The 18,313-nt window shown below is 33.5% G+C and carries 18 protein-coding genes; 14 read left to right on the forward strand and 4 right to left on the reverse strand.

Going from position 1 to position 18,313, the window contains the following annotated elements:
- Nucleotides 1–14 precede the first annotated feature (14 nt).
- The 3 genes from BM296_RS18045 to htpG form a co-directional block, all read right to left on the reverse strand.
- A complete protein-coding gene (locus BM296_RS18045; protein ID WP_091905341.1) occupies nt 15–650 on the reverse strand; it encodes an MOSC domain-containing protein in 636 nt (211 codons plus the stop codon).
- 163 nt (nt 651–813) lie between these two features.
- Nucleotides 814–2,223, reverse strand: coding sequence for an MFS transporter (locus tag BM296_RS18050; protein ID WP_091905345.1), 1,410 nt, complete (start codon nt 2,221–2,223; stop codon nt 814–816).
- Between the two features lie 97 nt (nt 2,224–2,320).
- The gene (gene htpG / locus BM296_RS18055) at nt 2,321–4,210 is read right to left on the reverse strand and encodes a molecular chaperone HtpG (protein ID WP_091905348.1); all 1,890 of its coding nucleotides are present in this window, start codon (nt 4,208–4,210) and stop codon (nt 2,321–2,323) included.
- 370 nt (nt 4,211–4,580) lie between these two features.
- On the opposite strand from htpG, the gene BM296_RS18060 reads away from it, so the two are divergent.
- The 4 genes from BM296_RS18060 (at nt 4,581) to BM296_RS18075 (ending at nt 8,444) form a co-directional block, all read left to right on the forward strand.
- Nucleotides 4,581–5,234 carry a TetR family transcriptional regulator C-terminal domain-containing protein gene (locus BM296_RS18060; protein ID WP_091905351.1) on the forward strand — a complete coding sequence of 218 codons (654 nt, stop codon included), beginning with the start codon at nt 4,581–4,583 and terminating at the stop codon, nt 5,232–5,234.
- Nucleotides 5,235–5,249: 15 nt separating this feature from the next.
- On the forward strand, nt 5,250–6,560 hold the full coding sequence (locus BM296_RS18065; RefSeq protein ID WP_091905354.1) for an ABC1 kinase family protein: 1,311 nt from the start codon (nt 5,250–5,252) through the stop codon (nt 6,558–6,560).
- Nucleotides 6,561–6,677: 117 nt separating this feature from the next.
- Entirely contained in the window at nt 6,678–7,688 is a 1,011-nt protein-coding gene (locus BM296_RS18070) for a 3-oxoacyl-ACP synthase III family protein (RefSeq protein ID WP_091905357.1), read from the forward strand.
- 396 nt (nt 7,689–8,084) lie between these two features.
- Nucleotides 8,085–8,444 (forward strand): CoA-binding protein, encoded by a 360-nt coding sequence (locus tag BM296_RS18075; protein ID WP_091905361.1) that lies wholly within the window; start codon nt 8,085–8,087, stop codon nt 8,442–8,444.
- Here the strand turns inward: BM296_RS18075 and BM296_RS18080 are convergent.
- The gene (locus tag BM296_RS18080; RefSeq protein WP_091905364.1) at nt 8,441–9,928 is read right to left on the reverse strand and encodes a sodium:solute symporter; all 1,488 of its coding nucleotides are present in this window, start codon (nt 9,926–9,928) and stop codon (nt 8,441–8,443) included. The two genes, BM296_RS18075 and BM296_RS18080, sit on opposite strands and share 4 nt — an antisense overlap.
- A 173-nt stretch (nt 9,929–10,101) precedes the next feature.
- Between BM296_RS18080 and BM296_RS18085 the strand changes: the two genes are divergently transcribed.
- The 10 genes from BM296_RS18085 (at nt 10,102) to rpmG (ending at nt 18,302) form a co-directional block, all read left to right on the forward strand.
- Nucleotides 10,102–11,412 carry a M20/M25/M40 family metallo-hydrolase gene (locus BM296_RS18085; RefSeq protein ID WP_091905367.1) on the forward strand — a complete coding sequence of 437 codons (1,311 nt, stop codon included), beginning with the start codon at nt 10,102–10,104 and terminating at the stop codon, nt 11,410–11,412.
- A gap of 155 nt (nt 11,413–11,567) precedes the next feature.
- A complete protein-coding gene (gene recR, locus BM296_RS18090) occupies nt 11,568–12,188 on the forward strand; it encodes a recombination mediator RecR (protein WP_091905370.1) in 621 nt (206 codons plus the stop codon).
- A 90-nt stretch (nt 12,189–12,278) separates the two neighbouring features.
- Nucleotides 12,279–13,661, forward strand: coding sequence for a dihydrolipoamide acetyltransferase family protein (locus BM296_RS18095; protein WP_091905373.1), 1,383 nt, complete (start codon nt 12,279–12,281; stop codon nt 13,659–13,661).
- 226 nt (nt 13,662–13,887) lie between these two features.
- Nucleotides 13,888–14,664 (forward strand): 3'-5' exonuclease, encoded by a 777-nt coding sequence (locus BM296_RS18100; RefSeq protein WP_027067811.1) that lies wholly within the window; start codon nt 13,888–13,890, stop codon nt 14,662–14,664.
- A 3-nt stretch (nt 14,665–14,667) separates the two neighbouring features.
- Nucleotides 14,668–15,582, forward strand: a complete 915-nt coding sequence (locus BM296_RS18105) for a carboxypeptidase-like regulatory domain-containing protein (RefSeq protein ID WP_091905376.1) — start codon at nt 14,668–14,670, stop codon at nt 15,580–15,582.
- 7 nt (nt 15,583–15,589) lie between these two features.
- Nucleotides 15,590–16,201, forward strand: coding sequence for a fumarylacetoacetate hydrolase family protein (locus tag BM296_RS18110; protein WP_091905380.1), 612 nt, complete (start codon nt 15,590–15,592; stop codon nt 16,199–16,201).
- Nucleotides 16,201–16,539 (forward strand): Hpt domain-containing protein, encoded by a 339-nt coding sequence (locus BM296_RS18115; protein WP_027067808.1) that lies wholly within the window; start codon nt 16,201–16,203, stop codon nt 16,537–16,539. Before BM296_RS18110 ends, BM296_RS18115 begins: the two co-directional genes overlap by 1 nt.
- Entirely contained in the window at nt 16,539–17,789 is a 1,251-nt protein-coding gene (locus tag BM296_RS18120; RefSeq protein WP_091905384.1) for a competence/damage-inducible protein A, read from the forward strand. The genes BM296_RS18115 and BM296_RS18120 overlap by 1 nt, the downstream gene beginning before the upstream one ends.
- Nucleotides 17,790–17,858: 69 nt before the next feature.
- The gene (rpmB, locus tag BM296_RS18125; RefSeq protein WP_027067806.1) at nt 17,859–18,098 is read left to right on the forward strand and encodes a 50S ribosomal protein L28; all 240 of its coding nucleotides are present in this window, start codon (nt 17,859–17,861) and stop codon (nt 18,096–18,098) included.
- A 21-nt stretch (nt 18,099–18,119) separates the two neighbouring features.
- Entirely contained in the window at nt 18,120–18,302 is a 183-nt protein-coding gene (gene rpmG / locus BM296_RS18130) for a 50S ribosomal protein L33 (protein ID WP_027067805.1), read from the forward strand.
- The last annotated feature ends 11 nt before the right edge of the window (nt 18,303–18,313 follow it).

Consider the following 18,313-nt stretch of genomic DNA (forward strand, 5'->3'; position numbering starts at 1 on the left):
ATTATATATTAAAATTAAGATAGGTATTTTAAATATCTGTCCTTTTTGTATTGAGGGACAGATTCATTTGTCATGAACAAGTCTAGCAAGTCTTTAGATTTATCTTTTGCGAACATTAGTTCATAAAATTGCTGAGAAGTCAATGCATTTGTAGACCGCTCAACTAAAGTTATTTCATCGCCTGCGTTTACATGACCTTCTTCTAAAACTTTCACGTATGTGCCGGGGTGATTATGGGTAATAAATTCTTTAAGTATTTTCTGAGTGCCAAAACGGATGCCTAATTTATAACAAGGCTCACGGGGTTGCGATACTTGAACAAGTACGTTTCCGATTTTATAAATATCGCCTACGCGAATTTTAGATTCATCAAGACCTTCTACGGTTAGGTTTTCACCGAACATACCCCAATCCCATTCTAAATCTGGATATAAATTCTTCCAATAATCGTAATAATCGGCAGAAAATAGATAGCATGCTTTATTAACACCACCATGATGAACACGGTCAATTACAGTGTCATCTTTCACATCATTTTTGGTTAAGAATAAACCTTTAGAAGTAGGGTATTTGAAGATACCCGTTTGTTCTTTTTCACCGTTCCAATCAAAAGTTACAGCGTCCCCTATATTCGTTGAAATCACCTTCATATGGTGAAGATAAAAAAAGCACTAGTATTTTAAGTTATGGGTCTTACTAAAGTTGACCAAACTATTGTTAAATCGGTTAAAAATGTATGGTATTTATTAGTAACCTATGATTTATTCGTCTGTTTGTTACCTATTTCTAAATTCAGTAGTTAGCTTATGGGTCTTAGTTGGTTGTCGAGGTGTCTTGTAATACACCGTTATGTTGGTTAATTGATGAGGTTCTGTTTTCAGGAAAGTACCAGAATGGGATGGTAACTAGTACTTCTTCTTTAGTTTTAGATTTTGGGTCCATTTTATTTTCTTTAGTAGGACCGGTAATAGTCAAAATGTGTTTGCCTTCACTTAGATTTTTAATATTTAGATAGGTTTCAAAACCTATTCTCTCTTTGGCATTTGAGCTTATTATAAAATCACTTACATATTTCTTTGAATCTATTTTTAAAAGATAGATTTCATTAACAGTTTCAAGATATCCTTTTAAATTCATTGCATTTTTCTTGCCAGAAGCATCGTCTAAACCTTTTTTGAAATCTACAGTTAAGGAAGATTTTATACCTCTTTTATCTTCTTCAGGTTTAAGGGTGTTGTTTTTATCAAAAATAAAGTCTTCCATTTCTTTATTATATAATAGAAAAATAGGAAGGTATTTAGTTTTAATAATTTTGGAAGGTATTGATGCTATACTAATGAACTTATCTTCGTCTGTTGATAAATTATCATAATGGTCACTTATTATTTGATACTCAGATGAGTCATTAGTAGAAATCAAATAATTTGAATTCTGATAATTTAAGGAAGTAATAATAGCAATTAAAATATAAATAGGTAGTAAGATAAAACTTAGGCGTTTTCCTAATTTATTATCTAGAAAGTTATATGCTAAAGGACGATATAAAAAGGATAACGTTAATTTACTAAATACCCAGTATATGGGGAAGTATATAGTTGATATCCACTTTTTCTTTTTTAAGATACCTTGACCTAAAAAGTCAATGAACACAACAATTGAAGAAAAAAGAAACGGAATTACTAATGCAAGAATTATAATTCGTATTACCCATTTAGGAAGAAAAATTAATAGTTCGAAACTTTGAGTAATTAATATTAGACTGAAAATTACAGAGAAGAAACCAATAACATAGAAAATCATTAAAAATGAAACTGCAAATATGATACTACAATAGGTTTCAAGGTTGGCAATATATTGATCAAACGAACCAACTTTTCTTTTTAGGTACGAAGTAAATTTTTCGGAATAATTAAGAGTTGAGTAGTTAATATCACCAGATACATATCTTAAGCCTATTGCACCTATCCATAGCCCTCTTAATAGTACATGTACAACCAAGTTAAATGTGAATATTTGACAGCATATTAGAATAACTGCCCAAAATAATCCAAACTCATCCGTTCCAGCAACAGTACCCGCCGCAACTTTCAACTCTATTGGTTCATATGCAGCAAATAGGCCGTAAATAGCAAAACCAGAAATAATTAATTCTAATTGCCAGCTTTCTTGCTGTAGCTTATCTAGTAATTTTTTAAAATTGACGCTTCTGTAGTTAGTACTCATTTAATTCTTAGTTTCTCAACTGAAAGATAACCACATTTAACAAAAAAGCCACTACATTTTTTGTAGTGGCTTTTTAAAAGATTATAGGAAATGTAATTTATTTTACCATCTCATAGCTACGTTTAATAAACTCCGTCAAAGCTTTACCTTTAAGTAAACCTTTAGATAACTTCGCCAAGTCTAGTGATTGATTGATCAATCGCTCTTTTTTCTTCGCAGTTTTCGTGTTCAAGAATTCACTTACCAATGGGTGATTTGTATTTACAATTAAGTTGTACATATCTGGCATAGATCCCATACCAAACATACCACCGCCACCGCCGGTCTGTTGCATCTCTTTCATACGACGCATAAACTCAGGTTCTGTGATAGTAAATGGTGAAGCATCGCTATCCATAGCTTCTAATTGTACAGTAAAGCTTTTGTCAGTGATTGCTTCTTCCAACTCTTTCTTTAAAGTCTCTTTTTCCTCATCAGATAATTTAGAGATTTGAGTTTCTTCTTTCTGTATTAACTTATCAATATGATCAGCATCAACACGTGCAAAAGAAATATTCTCTTTAGAACTTTCTAGCTTCTGCATTAGGTGACCAATGATTGGAGAGTCTAATAACAGCACTTCATATCCTTTAGCTTTAGCAGTTTCAATATAACTGTGCTGCGCTTCTTTATCAGATGCGTAAAGAATAACTGTTTTACCGTCTTTATCTGTTTGGGTGTCCTTGATTTTTTCCTGTAACTCACCAAAAGTAAAGTAACTACCGTCTACTGTTGGGTAAAGAGCAAATTTGTCTGCCTTATCAAAGAACTTATCTTCAGAAAGCATACCGTACTCAATTACGATTTTAATATCGTTCCATTTCGCTTCAAATTCCTCACGATTGTTTTTGAAAAGTGAGTTCATCTTATCAGCAACTTTTCTAGTGATGTAAGAAGAAATTTTCTTGACAGCACCATCAGCCTGTAAGTAAGAACGTGATACATTCAATGGAATATCTGGAGAGTCAATAACCCCACGTAGCATCGTTAAGAATTCAGGTACTATACCTTCAACGTTATCTGTAACAAATACTTGATTTTGATATAATTGTATTCTATCTTTCTGCTGATTTAAATCGTTAGAAAGCTTTGGAAAATAAAGAATACCGGTAAGGTTAAAAGGATAATCTACATTTAAGTGAATATGAAATAAAGGCTCCTCAAACTGCATTGGATAAAGCTCTCTGTAAAAACTCTTGTAGTCTTCTGGCTTTAAATCTGCAGGTTGCTTTGTCCATGCCGGGTTTGGATTATTAATAATGTTATCTACCTCTTTAGTAGGTGCAGGATCTTCCTCTTTTGCGCCTTCTGGTTTTGGTAAAGTCTCAGTTTTCATTCCAAATTTAATCGGAATAGGCATAAACTTGTTGTACTTACTTAGTAGACTGTTTATTTTACCATCTTCTAAAAACTCGGTAGAATCATCTGCAATATGAAGAATGATTTCTGTACCACGAGTATCTTTTTCAGCAGGCTCCATGATAAATTCAGGAGAACCATCACAAGACCATTGTACAGCTGGCTCATCTTTGTAACTCTTGGTAATAATCTCAACTTTATGGGCTACCATAAATGCAGAATAGAAACCTAGACCAAAATGACCTATAATTCCTGAGTCTTTTGCAGAGTCTTCATATTTGTTCAAAAACTCTTCAGCACCAGAAAACGCTACTTCGTTAATATATTTTTTAACTTCTTCTTCAGTCATACCAAGACCTTGATCAATGATATGAAGTTTTTTGCCTTCTTTATCTACCTTGATCTCAATGATAGGATTGCCATATTCAACCTTAGCCTCGCCAATAGTGGTCAAATGCTTCATTTTTAAGGTTGCATCTGTTGCATTCGAAATTAATTCTCTTAGAAAAATTTCATGGTCACTGTACAAGAATTTCTTGATCAGTGGAAAAATGTTGTCTACCGACACATTAATTTTACCTGTTGCCATTTTTTATATTTTTTACGCCACTTTTAGTGTGGCTATTGTTAATATGATTGTTTGTTGCTATTGGTCAAAAAAAATACCACAATAGGTTATCGTGACAAACTGACAGTTATCTGACTTTTTAAAGTTTAACATATATTTTTGTTTATGAATTATGTAAAAAAGTTAAACATAATGTATATTTGTATTGTGGTTATGAAAAAGTGCTATGAAAAAGAATTTTAAGCATAATCACATGTTGATTATTTATTGGTTAGGTTGTTTGAAAACGTGCTATTATTCAATAGCACGTTTTTACTAAATAAAAGCTAATGTTTTATAAAAACGGCTAACTATGAAATCTACATCGTACCTTTTTGTAAAATAAGTTGTTATGTCTGCTAAAGCTAAAAAAGTAACTAAAGATTCAATTATTACCATGTTCATGGATTATGTTTTGGAGAATGAAAAACTACCCAAAACGGTCTATAAATTTTGTAAAGTAAATGCTATTGAAGAATCGGACTTTTATCTCTATTTCGGTTCTATAGAAGCATTAAAAAAAGGAATTTGGAATACCTTTTATAAGAATACGGTTAATGTTATTGAAAAGAATAAGGAATATCAGGATTTTACGAACAGAGATAAAATGCTCACATTCTTCTATACTTTTTTTGAGGTGCTAACATTAAATAGAAGCTATGTGTTGTTTGTAATGGAGAATGCCCCTAGTCCATTGAAAAATATGGAGCAATTAAAAGGTCTTCGAAAAAATATTAAAGAATTTGCGAAAGTATTGATTGCTAATGGTAATCAAAATAAAAGTTCAAAATTAACGAAACATAATCCACAGTTGTTTTCAGAAGGGGCTTGGTTACAAAGCATGTTTTTATTGAACTTTTGGAAGTCTGATGATTCTGCCGGATTTGAAAAAACAGATGTAGCTATTGAGAAATCGGTAAACACCATATTTGATGTCTTTGATAATACCCCTTTAGAGAATATTCTAGATTTCGGAAAATTTCTATATAAGGAAACCTTCGCCTAATCTAAATTTTGCCATTTGAAAACACTAGATAAAATACCTACAGGGAAAATAGAACGCGCAAGTAAGCTTGTAAAAACAGGCGCTAAAATTGGCGGTAATTATGCCAAATATTTTGGTAAAAAAATTATCAATCCAGATACTACTAAAGACGAGTTAAATAAAGATAATGCCACAGATATTTATGATGGGTTGAAGTCTTTAAAGGGTAGTGCACTCAAAGTTGCCCAGATGTTAAGTATGGAAAAGAATCTACTACCTAATGCGTATGTAGAAAAGTTCTCTCTATCTCAGTTTTCAGTTCCACCATTATCTGCGCCTTTGGTGAGAAAAACATTTAAAAAATACTTAGATAAATATCCTGAAGAGGTTTTTGATACTTTTGACAAAGATTCTATAAATGCTGCTAGTATTGGGCAGGTACATAAAGCAACCAAAAATGGTAAAAATTTAGCCGTTAAAATTCAGTATCCTGGGGTAGCACAAAGTATAAGTAGCGATTTGGCAATAGTAAAACCAATTGCCATTCGTATGTTCAATCTAAAAGGTAAAGATTCAGAAAAGTATTTTAAAGAGGTTGAGAATAAATTGGTTGAAGAAACAGACTATATTTTAGAAGTTGCCCAAAGCCAAGAGATTACTAAAGCTTGTAAAGTAATACCGAACATAAAATTTTCAGAGTACTATACTGAACTTTCAAGTGAGCGTATAATTACAATGGACTGGATGACCGGTATGCATTTAAGTGAACTTACTAAAACTAATTTCTCGCAAGCCACTGGTGATAAGCTAGGTCAGGCGTTATGGGATTTTTACATGTTTCAAATTCATGGGTTACGTAAGGTGCATGCAGATCCACACCCAGGTAATTTTTTGGTTAACGATGATAATGAACTAATTGCAATAGATTTTGGGTGCATAAAAGAAGTACCAGACTCATTCTATGTTCCTTATTTTGAGTTGGCTAGACCTGAAATCATATCAGATGATGAGAAGTTTACAGAAAAGCTATATGAGCTTGAAATACTGATGACTACAGATACACCAGAAGAAATATTATTTTTTAAATCGATATTTCATCAATTGTTAAGTTTATTTACATCACCATTTCACAATGAAGATTTTGATTTTGGCGATGAGGTGTTTTGGAGTGAAATTGCGGCGTTAGGAGAACAGTTTTCTTCAGATAAACAAATAAGAAAAATGAATGGTAATAGAGGTTCAAAGCACTTTTTGTATATGAACCGTACTTTTTTTGGTCTTTATAATCTTCTTCATGATTTAAAAGCTAATATTATAGTGAATGACTATAAGAAATATCTAGATTAAGTATGCAGCTATTATTCTTTTAGGTAGCGTATGTTACATTTTTAAATAGAATTCTTAATAGTTGTTTATATTGCAACACTAATTATACCTGAACTTTATCAGGGTTAAAATATTACTATGTATAATTCAAAAATAATTGGCTTAGGTCATTATGTACCTGATAACGTAGTGACAAACGATGATTTGTCAAAGGTGATGGATACAAATGATGCTTGGATCCAGGAACGTACCGGTATAAAAGAAAGAAGGCATGTAGTTAAAGGTGATGGTGATACAACTACGACCATGGGTGTAAAAGCCGCTAAAATTGCTATTGAAAGAGCAGGTATTGATAAAGATGATATTGATTTTATAGTATTTGCAACTTTGAGTCCAGATTATTATTTCCCTGGTCCTGGAGTTTTGGTTCAGAGAGATTTGGGAATTAAAACGGTAGGAGCACTAGATGTCCGTAATCAATGTTCTGGTTTTGTATATGCAATCTCAATTGCTGATCAGTATATTAAGACGGGTATGTATAAAAACGTACTTGTTATTGGTTCTGAACTTCATTCTCATGGTTTAGATATGACCACAAGAGGCAGGGGAGTTTCCGTAATTTTTGGTGATGGTGCCGGTGCGGCTGTTTTATCTAGAGAAGAAGATAATACAAAAGGTATATTATCTACTCATTTACATTCAGAAGGTCAGCATGCCGAAGAACTTTCTTTAATTGCTCCAGGTATGGGTAAAAGATGGGTTACAGATATCATTGAAGATAATGATCCTCAAGATGAATCTTACTTCCCGTATATGAATGGTCAATTTGTATTTAAGAATGCAGTTGTTCGTTTTAGTGAAGTTATTATTGAAGGTTTAGAAAAGAATAAACTGAAGTCTACTGATATTAATTTATTAGTGCCACATCAAGCCAATTTAAGAATATCTCAATTTATTCAAAAGAAATTTCAGTTGAGTGATGACCAAGTTTTCAATAATATTATGAAATATGGTAACACTACGGCAGCTTCTATTCCTATAGCACTTACAGAAGCCTGGGAAGCCGGTAAAGTAGAAAGCGGAGACTTAGTAGTTTTAGCTGCATTTGGTAGTGGTTTTACTTGGGGCAGTGTAATTATAAGATGGTAAAAATAAAGCACCCATAGTTTTTGCTATGGGTGCTATATAGTTTACCTAATAAGAAAAAACCAACCAATCTTCTATATCAAATATCACTATATAAAGTAATAGACGCAATTAAGTTCTTATTGTTACTTTAATGATTCAACTTTTGAATTATAAAGAAAAATTGTTGTGGAAGTAATGTCTTTTATAAAAAGCATAAAAAGAAGAAACCCGAACATTCCAAAATGAATTGGAAGTCGGGCTTCAAATGCTGATAGGCTATACTAAACACTAACCATTAACTATAAACATATAGCGTTACCAACAATATTTTTATACTCAGAGAGTATCTAACTTTACTAATTGACGAAATATTGCCTTATTAGTTACATGTTAGTGAACTTTTAACATTTATTTATCATGAAAAAGACCCTAGTATTTGGAGCCTCGTTAAAACCAAATCGATATAGTAACATAGCTATACATCGACTGGTAGATTCGGGGGTAGAAACTTTAGCCTTCGGGTTAAAGGAAGGAACGGTTTCTGGAGTCAATATCACTAATAGATTAAGCGAAATTAGTGATATTCACACAATAACCCTATATATAAATCCAAAAAGACAAGAAGATTATTATAATAGTATTATTTCTTTGTCTCCAAAACGTGTAATTTTTAATCCTGGTACTGAAAATCCTAATTTCTATAAATTATTGAAAAACAATGGCATAGAGGTAGAGGTATCATGTACCTTAGTGTTGTTGAGCACCAGGCAATATTAAACAATATCTTTTTTTCCGGTTGAGACGTTTTTCTTGCGAATGAGCCATAAACCTATAAAGGTCAATAACCCGTTCAACGGTAAAAGCTCATATCCAAAAATATAGCCACCTAAATATTCACTTGGTAGCTTCGCTAAAATTAGAATAAAGGACACACAAACAAGGGCGACAATCCATACATATTTATCCTTTACTTGATGTTTGGTGAATATGCCAAAAGAGAATAGTCCAAGTAAAGGACCATAAGTATATGAGGCTACGGTTAAAAGACCGTCAATAACATTTCTATCTAGAATATATTTAAAAGATATTACCACTAATATAAGTAGTATGCTCATACCAATATGTGTAACTCTACGAGTCTGCTTGGCTACATGCTCAGATTTCTTTTCTGTATTAAGAAAATCTATGCAGAATGATGTTGTTAAAGAGGTAAGAGCACTATCAGCACTACTATAAGCAGCAGCAATTAAGCCAAGCATAAAAGTAACGGCAACCGTTATACCCAAACCGCTATTTAAAGCAATTTCTGGAAACAATAAATCAGATTTTGGAGAACCGTCCATAAGAGGGATAGCGATATTGTGAGCATCTGCATAGATGAATAGTAATGCACCAAGTAGCATAAATACGAAAGTCACTACTACTAATACGATACTAAAACTAACCATATTCTTTTGAGCTTCCCCTAGATTTCTGCAAGTCAAGTTCTTTTGCATCATATCTTGATCAAGTCCCGTCATACAGATAGTAATGAACATTCCGCCTAAAAATGATTTTACCAAATGGTTTTTTGAAGAAAGGTCATCTGTAAAAAACGTTTTGCTGTACTGACTTAATTCTTGGGAGTTTAAAAATTCAATGAACGTCCAATCCATTTTATCCAATATAAAATAAATGGAAAGTCCTACGGATATCAGCATAAACAATGTTTGTAAAGTATCTGTCCATACAATTGTTTTAATACCACCTCTAAAAGTGTACACCCATATAAGTAGAATAGAAAGAATAACGGTGATTTCAAAGGGAACGTTCCAAGCGTCGAATACAAATTGCTGAAGAACGATAGCTACTAAAAACAATCTAAAAGCTGCGCCAAGAACTCTTGATATAAAAAAGGAAATTGCCCCTACTTTATAACTTACAAAGCCAAACCTGTCGTCTAAGTATTCATATATAGAAGTTACATTTTGTTTGTAATAGATGGGAAGCAGAACGAAAGCAGTTACCATGTATCCTAAGAAATATCCAAAAACTACTTGCATGTAGCTAAACTCAGATGCTTCTACCCAACCAGGAACGGAGATGAATGTTACCCCGGATAAAGACGCGCCCACCATACCAAATGCAACCAAGTACCAAGGGGATTGTTTTCCCGCCTTGAAAAAATCTTCGTTAGAATCGTTTTTGCCAGTGAAATAGGAGATAATTAATAGCAAAACAAAGTAACCAGAAATTAATAGTAAAATATGAGAGGCGTTCATGTTGTAAAATTTGCGGCAAATTACAAAAAGTTACAGGAGGTAGAACGATTACTTAAAATCTTAGAGTTTAAATTGAGAATACTTTAATTAGTGATTGAAAAGCTAATAGAACATTTCTTTACCCATTAAAATTTGATACCTTTTCAGGTATTAAATTCTAAATAAAAATAATCATGCTACAAGAATTCCTCTTAAAGAATAGGGCTTTATTTCATTTAATGATAATTAGTTTATTGGTCAGTAATGTACTGGTTGGTCAGGAAAGTCTAACTGCAGACAAGAAAATTAATAAAGAGGTTGGTAAACTTTTGAAAGATAAAAGTATTAAAACTGCTTTTGAATTTATAGATGAAATAGAAAATGAAACGGAGAGAGATCTAATTACGTTGACCGAAATACCAGCTCCGCCATTTATGGAAGCAGATAGAGCAGAGGCTTTTAAAAATATGTTTGTTAAAGCAGGTTTGGTAAACGTTTCTATAGATGAGGTTGGTAATGTTATTGGAATTAGAAAAGGAACAGAAGGAGGCAAGGTAGTTGTTTTAGATGCGCACTTAGATACTGTATTTCCTGAAGGAACGGATGTAAAAGTGGTGAAAAAAGGTGATACTATATTTGCGCCGGGCATTGGTGATGATACCAGAGGGCTTTCTATGTTGTTAGCTATTTTTAAGGCAATGAAAAAGGCTAATATAAAAACCAAGGCAGATGTTTGGTTCGTTGGTACAGTAGGTGAAGAAGGTATAGGAGATTTAAGAGGTGTTAAACATTTATTTAAAGATGGTGCACCAAAAATAGACTCTTGGATTTCCATTGATGGCGGTGCTATTGGCAGAGTAAATAATGCAGGATTAGGTTCTGTTAGGTATAAAGCTTTGTTTACGGGAAAAGGAGGTCACTCATGGGGAGCTTTCGGGTTGGCAAATCCTCATCATGCGCTTGGTTTTGCCATAAAAGAATTTACAGAGAATGCAAAAGCTTTTACAGACAAGGGTGCTAAAACAAGTTTTAATATAGGTAGAATGGGAGGTGGTACTTCTGTAAACTCAATACCTTTTGAGTCTTGGATGGAAGTTGATATGCGGTCTGTTGATAGTGGTAGATTAAAGGAGGTAGAAGCTATTTTTAAACAATCAATGCAAACGGCTTTAGAAGAGTATAATAATACAGGGGTAGACAATAAAATTTCATTAGAGCTAATAAAGATAGGGGACAGACCATCTGGAGAACTTTCGCTAGATACACCGTTGGTACAGCGAGCTATTAGCGCCACTAATTTATTTGGATATGAACCTAGCCTTACTAGAGGATCTACAAATGGTAATATTCCTATTTCCTTAGGTGTTCCGGCAATAACAATTGGTAGAGGTGGTATTGGCGGTGGGGCGCATTCTCTTCATGAATGGTGGCTTAATGAAAATGGGGCAGAGGCTATTAAATTAGCAATGTTACTTACGGTTATTGAAGCTGGTCTTCATAAATAACTAATAAAGCTTTAGTTTGTCATATATGGTTAGCAGCCATGGTTGTTGGCGAAACGTAATTTTATTTTCTAAATTTTTTAAATGTTAAATAATTTTGTGAAAACCGTGGGGCATGCTTTTCAAGTTTAGTTGTAAATTTATACCGAATAAAAGCTATGGATTTTTCATCTAAATTATTAGAAAACGCAGTGTACGAAGTCTCACAATTGCCAGGTATTGGCAAGCGTACGGCTTTGCGATTGGTACTTCATTTGTTGAAGCAACCAGAACAGCGTACAGAAAACCTTTCTACATCATTAGTAAATTTGCGGGGCAAAATTCAATTTTGTCAAAATTGCCATAATATTTCTGATACCACTATGTGCGAAATATGTGCCAATCTTAAAAGAGATGATGCTTTGGTTTGTGTAGTTGAAGATATTAGAGATGTAATGGCTATAGAAAATACAGGACAATTTAGAGGTAAGTATCATGTTCTTGGAGGTAAAATTTCTCCTATGGAAGGCATAGGTCCTCAAAATTTGAAAATTGGAACCTTAGTGGATAAAGTGAGAAAAGGCGTAATAAAGGAATTAATTTTTGCGTTGAGTTCTACCATGGAGGGCGATACTACCAATTTTTATATTTTCAGACAAATAGAAGGATTGGAAGTCAAGACCTCTACAATTGCAAGAGGAATAGCGGTAGGCGATGAACTGGAATACGCTGATGAAGTCACTTTAGGTAGAAGTATTTTAAATAGAGTACCGTTTGAAGGTTCTTTGCGTCAAGATTAGTTATTGTATTTAAGGTAAATATCAATAAAAAGGTATTTATTTTATTATTTTTGCAAAAAATATAAATAAAACAAGCTTTAAATTATCGATATGTCAAAATTTGAATTAAAACTACCACGTATGGGAGAGAGTGTTGCAGAAGCAACATTAACGTCATGGTTGAAAGAGGTAGGTGATACAATTGAGATGGATGAAGCCATTTTTGAAATTGCTACAGATAAAGTTGATAGTGAAGTGCCAAGTGAGGTAGATGGTATTCTACTGGAGAAATGCTATAATGTTGATGATGTTGTCAAAGTTGGTCAGACTGTGGCTATCATTCAAGTTGGAGATGATGTTGATGTTAGTGAAACTTCAAATACCCAAAATGATGTTGTAGAAGAAGAGCCTGTTCTTGAGGAAATGGTTTCTGCGGCAGAATCTGCTGTGGTACATGCGAAAGCAGAAACATCTTCGGTTCATGTAAATGGAAGTTCAGACAGATTCTATTCTCCTTTAGTTAAAAATATAGCCAAAGAAGAAGGTATTTCTTTTGAGGTGCTGGATCAAATTGCTGGTACGGGAAAAGATGGAAGAGTAACCAAAGATGATATCTTAAGTTATGTAAAAAACGGAGTCAATAAACCTGTTGCTAAAGAAGTTGCTTCAAAAACGGTACAACCTGTACAAAACGTGGAAAGTTCAGAAGACGCTTCGCAGGAAAAAGTGAAAGAGGAAACTACGAATACAGCGGTTGCCGAAAAACCTAAAATGCAGGTTTCTCGTGGAGACGAGGTTATTCCAATGACAAGAATGGGCAAGTTGATTGCCAAGCATATGACAGATAGTGTTTCTACTTCTGCTCATGTACAGAGTTTTATAGAAGTTGATGTTACTAATATTGTTAAATGGCGTAATAAAATAAAAGATGGGTTCTTTAAAAGAGAAGGTGAGAAATTTACCTTTACACCAATTTTTATGGAAGCCGTAGCGAAAGCATTGAAGAAATATCCTATGATGAATATTTCAGTAGAAGGTGATACTGTTGTTAAGAAGAAAAACATCAATATTGGTATGGCAGCTGCATTGCCAGACGGTAATCTTATTGTTCCAGTAATTAAGAATGCAGATCAATTGAATTTAATGGGTATCGCTAAAGTTGTAAACGACTTGGCAGACCGTTCTAGAAATAATGCATTAAAACCAGATGAGGTTCAAGGTGGAACATATACGGTAACCAATGTTGGTACATTTGGCAGTGTATTTGGTACTCCTATTATTAATCAACCACAAGTAGGTATTATGGCGTTAGGTGCAATACGTAAAATTCCTTCTGTAATAGAAACATCTGAAGGAGATGTAATAGCTATTCGAAGTAAAATGTATTTATCTCATAGCTATGATCACAGAGTGGTTAATGGTGCTTTGGGTAGTATGTTTGCAAAAGCTGTTGCAGATTATCTTGAAGGATGGGATGTTAACCGAGAGGTGTAAATTCAAAAAAATAAAATTACCAGATACCCCATAATGCTTAAAGTATTAATGGGGTATTTTTTTTGTTGCATTTTGATTTTCAGTTATTTAACTGTGACATATTTTTTGTTCCAGTAATTAATTTGTTTCATAATTTTTCAGATTTCTGTCCTTTGAATAAATTAAACAAGGGTAACTTTGTGCGTCTAAAAAACGAAAAGGTATCTTTGTTAAAAGTAGAACACGTATGGAATTAAAGCTTACCAGACCTATTTGCTTCTTTGATTTAGAAACAACTGGCATCAATGTAGCAAAGGATCGTATTGTAGAAATAGCAATACTTAAGGTATATCCTAATGGAAACAAGGAAAGTAAAACATGGCTTGTTAATCCTGAAATGGTAATACCAGAAGAAGTGATTGCAGTGCATGGTATTACCAATGAAAAGGTAGCGAACGAACCTACATTTAAAGAACTTTCTAAAGAAATTTATAAGATAATAAAGGATAGTGATTTGGGTGGTTTTAATTCTGATCGATTTGATATTCCTTTATTGGCTGAAGAATTATTACGTGCCGATATTGATTTTGATATGAAAAATACAGTGTCTGTTGATGTACAAACAATTTTTCATAAGATGGAAAAACGGACGCTAGAAGCTGCATATAAATTTTATTGTGATAAAGATCTAACCGATGCCCATAGCGCAGCTGCAGATACAAATGCGACCTATGAAGTGTTGCTTTCGCAATTAGATAGGTATCCTGATTTAGAAAACAATATTAAAAAGCTATCTGAATTTTCCAGAAGAAAACAATCCGTTGATTTTGCAGGCTTTATTGCATTGGATGAAGAAGGTGAAGAGGTGTTCTCATTTGGTAAGCATAAAGGGAAAAAGGTACATGCGGTTTTAGAAAAAGAACCAGGTTATTTTGGTTGGATGCTTAATGCCGATTTTCCATTGTATACAAAAAAGATTCTTACTCAAATTAAATTGAGCAAACTCAATAATAAACTTGGTTAATAAATGCGCATTTTTTTAGTAATATTTTTTTTGATAGTAGGGGTAGGGCATGCTCAAGAGGTTTTGGTAGAGGGGCATGTGTTCGATAAAAAATCAATGACATCTGTACCATATGCAAATATTAGTTTTCTAAAAACCCTTAAAGGTACTTCAAGTGATGAGGACGGTTATTTTTATATAGATGTTCCAGAATCATATTTAGAAAGAGACGTTCATATTTCAGCATTGGGTTTTAAAGACACTATAATGTCAGCCAAAGTTATTTCTGAAAATAACAAGATATACTTAAAAGAAGAGTCTTTTGAGCTTGAGGAGGTTGTGGTATCTCATAGTTTAGGAGATTCACAAGTATTAAATCCAATAAGTTCTTATAGTATTAAAAGCGGATTTTCATCGGCAGAAACCCCTTGGGTATTGGCTTTGTACTTCCCAAACATTGGAGCGGCAAAAAAGTATTTGGAGAGAATTACCATCTATGTGCAAAAAAATAGCAAATTCAAAAGAGAGTCATCTAAATTTAGACTTCGGTTGTATGATGTGGATAAAAATACCCGAAAACCAAATCACGATTTAATTCGCAAGAGTATTATTTTAGAGAGCTCTAAGACCGAGGATTTTGTTTCTATTGATTTGTCTAGCATGGGTATAAGAATTCCGGAAGAAGGTATTTACGTAGGCTTAGAGTGGCTCTTTCTTCCTTATAATTGGTATACAAATACCTATAAGCATGCTATTACCAACAAGAAAGTTATAGAAGATAGGTTTGCACCCACCTTTGCTGCCGTTTATCAAAAAAACCAAAATTTTAAAACGATGGTTTATGGAATGGGCGAATGGAGTGATTTTGCTATAAAGGCACCGGGAAATAATGAGAACTTAATACCTGCCATAAGTTTGAAAATGTCTAAGAAAAGATAAAATCAATATGAAGATTATATGTATTGGCAGAAATTATACTGCACATATCGATGAACTTAAGAATGAAAGACCAGAAGAACCAGTTGTTTTTATAAAACCAGATTCTTCGGTGCTGCCGAAACAACAAGATTTTTATATACCAGAATTCTCGAACGACATACATTATGAAGTTGAGGTTTTGGTGAAAATAAAAAAAGTAGGTAAGCATATTAGCGAAGAATTTGCACATACATACTATGATGAAATTGGACTCGGTATAGATTTTACTGCAAGAGATTTGCAATCAAAATTGAAAGAAAAAGGATTACCTTGGGAAAAAGCCAAAGGGTTTGATGGTGCTGCTGTAATAGGTGAGTGGCTTCCTAAAACCGATTTTAAAGATATTAATGACCTAAATTTTAAGTTGTTAAAAAATGACAAGGTGGTTCAAAATGGTAACACTAGTTTAATGCTTTGGAAAATTGATGAAATTATAGCCTATGTTTCAACTTTTTTCATGTTAAAAAAAGGAGATATTATTTTTACAGGAACTCCTGCCGGTGTTGGGAAAATAAGTCCAAATGACTATCTTTCGGGGAGTTTGGAAGATAAAGAGCTTTTTACCTTAAAAATTAAATAATGATTTATAACCTGGATAAGATTAACGAGATGGCAGAGGGGGATCAGGATTTTATAAATTCTGTAATATCTGTTTTTTTGGAAGAAGTGCCTGAAGATCTAGATGCTTTAGAAAAAGCCCTGTTGGCAAAAGACCATGATCAAGTATACAAACTTGCCCATAAAATAAAGCCTAATGTTGATTTGTTGGGTATGGAACAAACACGAGCCATTGCTTTAGAATTGGAAACATTGGGTAAGCAAGAGGCAAATATGGCAGAAATAGAGGAGAAATTTCCAATGCTAAAAACCGATATAAATCAGGTTGTGGCAGAATTAAAAAATGATTTCCATTTATAATGCTTGCAGAAATAATTACCATTGGCGATGAAATCCTCATCGGTCAGGTCATTGATACCAATTCCGCATTTATAGCCAAAGAACTTAATAAGATAGGTGTCTCTGTATATCAGATTACATCTATACAAGATGAGCGCGTTCATTTATTAAATGCTTTTAAAGAAGCGTCAGAACGTGTAGACGTTGTATTGATAACTGGCGGGCTAGGTCCTACAAAAGACGATATTACCAAACATACGTTGTGCGAATATTTCAATGATGAACTTGTGGAGAATGCAGAGGTTCTCGCTCATGTAGAAGAATTATTTGCGAAGTATATTAGTAATACACCTATATCGGATATTAATAGAATGCAAGCCTTGCTGCCTAGTAAGGCAGAGGTCTTACATAACGCAAACGGTACAGCGCCCGGTATGTTGATTAGGCAGGGTGAAGTTACTTTTATTTCCATGCCTGGCGTCCCTTTTGAGATGAAGCATATAATGACGGAATCTGTAATTCCAAAATTAGCGGCTTACTATAAACGCCCTCATATTATTCATAAGACCATAGTAACTTATGGTATGGGAGAAAGTGCTATAGCGAAACGTATTGAAACTTGGGAAGATGAACTGCCTTCAAATATTAAACTGGCGTACCTCCCTAATTTAGGGAAAGTAAGATTACGGCTGTCTGCAAAAGGATCCAATTATGATGAATTAGCAAGTGCAATGGAAGCGGAATCTGAAAAGCTATATCCACTAATTAATGATATAGTTTTTGGTTTAGAGGATGATGAAAGTTTAGAAGAGATTGTTGCTAAATTATTGACCAGTAAAAATTTAACCTTATCTACTGCCGAAAGTTTTACAGGGGGTAAAATTGCTGAAAGAATTACTTCTGTACCTGGTGCCTCTAGCTATTTTAAGGGTAGTGTGGTAAGTTATGCAACAGAAGCTAAAATTAATGTTTTAAAGGTGTCTGAAGAGCTGGTTGAAAAGTATTCAGTAGTAAGTGCAGAAGTTGCTACGGCTATGGCAAAAGGCGCAAGAGAGTTGATGAAAACCGATTTTGCAATTGCTACTACAGGTAATGCGGGACCTACAAAAGGAGACTCAAATGCAGAAGTAGGAACAGTGTTTATTGCAATTGAAGGAACCACCTCGCATTTTGTACAAGAATTTCAGTTGGGAAGCACCCGTGAGCGTGTTGTGGAAAAGTCTGTAAATAAGGCTTTTGAGCTTCTTCAAAAAGAAATTTTAAAAATGTGATCTTTATTGTTGTTGGAACGATAAAAAAGATATAAATTTGCACCCTGTTTAAAAGAAAAAGTCAGCACGATGTCAAAAGTATGTGAAATTACGGGGAAGAAGGCGATGTTTGGAAACAATGTTTCGTTTTCAATAAATAAAACGAGAAGAAGATTTGATGTAAATCTATCTAAAAAACGTTTCTACATTCCTGAAGAAGACCGTTGGATTACTATTAAAGTTTCTACAAGAGCTTTAAAGAGTATCAATAAAAAAGGAATATCTGCTGTTTTGAAAGAAGCAAAAGCAAAAGGATTCGTTATTAAGTAATCTGGAAAATAGAGCATTAAGATGGCAAAGAAAGGTAATAGAATACAAGTTATATTAGAGTGCACAGAGCATAAAGAATCTGGTCAACCAGGTACTTCAAGATATATCACAACAAAAAATAAGAAGAACACTCCTGAGAGATTGGAAATTAAAAAATTCAATCCTATTCTTAAGAGAATGACCCTTCATAAAGAAATTAAATAGATTCTTACTTT

It is taken from the genome of Maribacter stanieri, assembly GCF_900112245.1.
Taxonomy (GTDB): domain Bacteria; phylum Bacteroidota; class Bacteroidia; order Flavobacteriales; family Flavobacteriaceae; genus Maribacter; species Maribacter stanieri.

Coding starts and splice junctions, on each gene's coding strand:
- BM296_RS18115 (WP_027067808.1), top strand. CDS start 16,201: ATGATTTATAACCTGGATAAGATTAACGAGATGGCAGAGGGGGATCAG.
- htpG (WP_091905348.1), bottom strand. CDS start 4,210: ATGGCAACAGGTAAAATTAATGTGTCGGTAGACAACATTTTTCCACTG.
- BM296_RS18085 (WP_091905367.1), top strand. CDS start 10,102: ATGCTACAAGAATTCCTCTTAAAGAATAGGGCTTTATTTCATTTAATG.
- BM296_RS18075 (WP_091905361.1), top strand. CDS start 8,085: ATGAAAAAGACCCTAGTATTTGGAGCCTCGTTAAAACCAAATCGATAT.
- BM296_RS18070 (WP_091905357.1), top strand. CDS start 6,678: ATGTATAATTCAAAAATAATTGGCTTAGGTCATTATGTACCTGATAAC.
- BM296_RS18100 (WP_027067811.1), top strand. CDS start 13,888: ATGGAATTAAAGCTTACCAGACCTATTTGCTTCTTTGATTTAGAAACA.
- rpmB (WP_027067806.1), top strand. CDS start 17,859: ATGTCAAAAGTATGTGAAATTACGGGGAAGAAGGCGATGTTTGGAAAC.
- BM296_RS18120 (WP_091905384.1), top strand. CDS start 16,539: ATGCTTGCAGAAATAATTACCATTGGCGATGAAATCCTCATCGGTCAG.
- BM296_RS18110 (WP_091905380.1), top strand. CDS start 15,590: ATGAAGATTATATGTATTGGCAGAAATTATACTGCACATATCGATGAA.
- BM296_RS18045 (WP_091905341.1), bottom strand. CDS start 650: ATGAAGGTGATTTCAACGAATATAGGGGACGCTGTAACTTTTGATTGG.
- BM296_RS18095 (WP_091905373.1), top strand. CDS start 12,279: ATGTCAAAATTTGAATTAAAACTACCACGTATGGGAGAGAGTGTTGCA.
- BM296_RS18050 (WP_091905345.1), bottom strand. CDS start 2,223: ATGAGTACTAACTACAGAAGCGTCAATTTTAAAAAATTACTAGATAAG.
- BM296_RS18080 (WP_091905364.1), bottom strand. CDS start 9,928: ATGAACGCCTCTCATATTTTACTATTAATTTCTGGTTACTTTGTTTTG.
- recR (WP_091905370.1), top strand. CDS start 11,568: ATGGATTTTTCATCTAAATTATTAGAAAACGCAGTGTACGAAGTCTCA.
- rpmG (WP_027067805.1), top strand. CDS start 18,120: ATGGCAAAGAAAGGTAATAGAATACAAGTTATATTAGAGTGCACAGAG.
- BM296_RS18060 (WP_091905351.1), top strand. CDS start 4,581: ATGTCTGCTAAAGCTAAAAAAGTAACTAAAGATTCAATTATTACCATG.
- BM296_RS18105 (WP_091905376.1), top strand. CDS start 14,668: ATGCGCATTTTTTTAGTAATATTTTTTTTGATAGTAGGGGTAGGGCAT.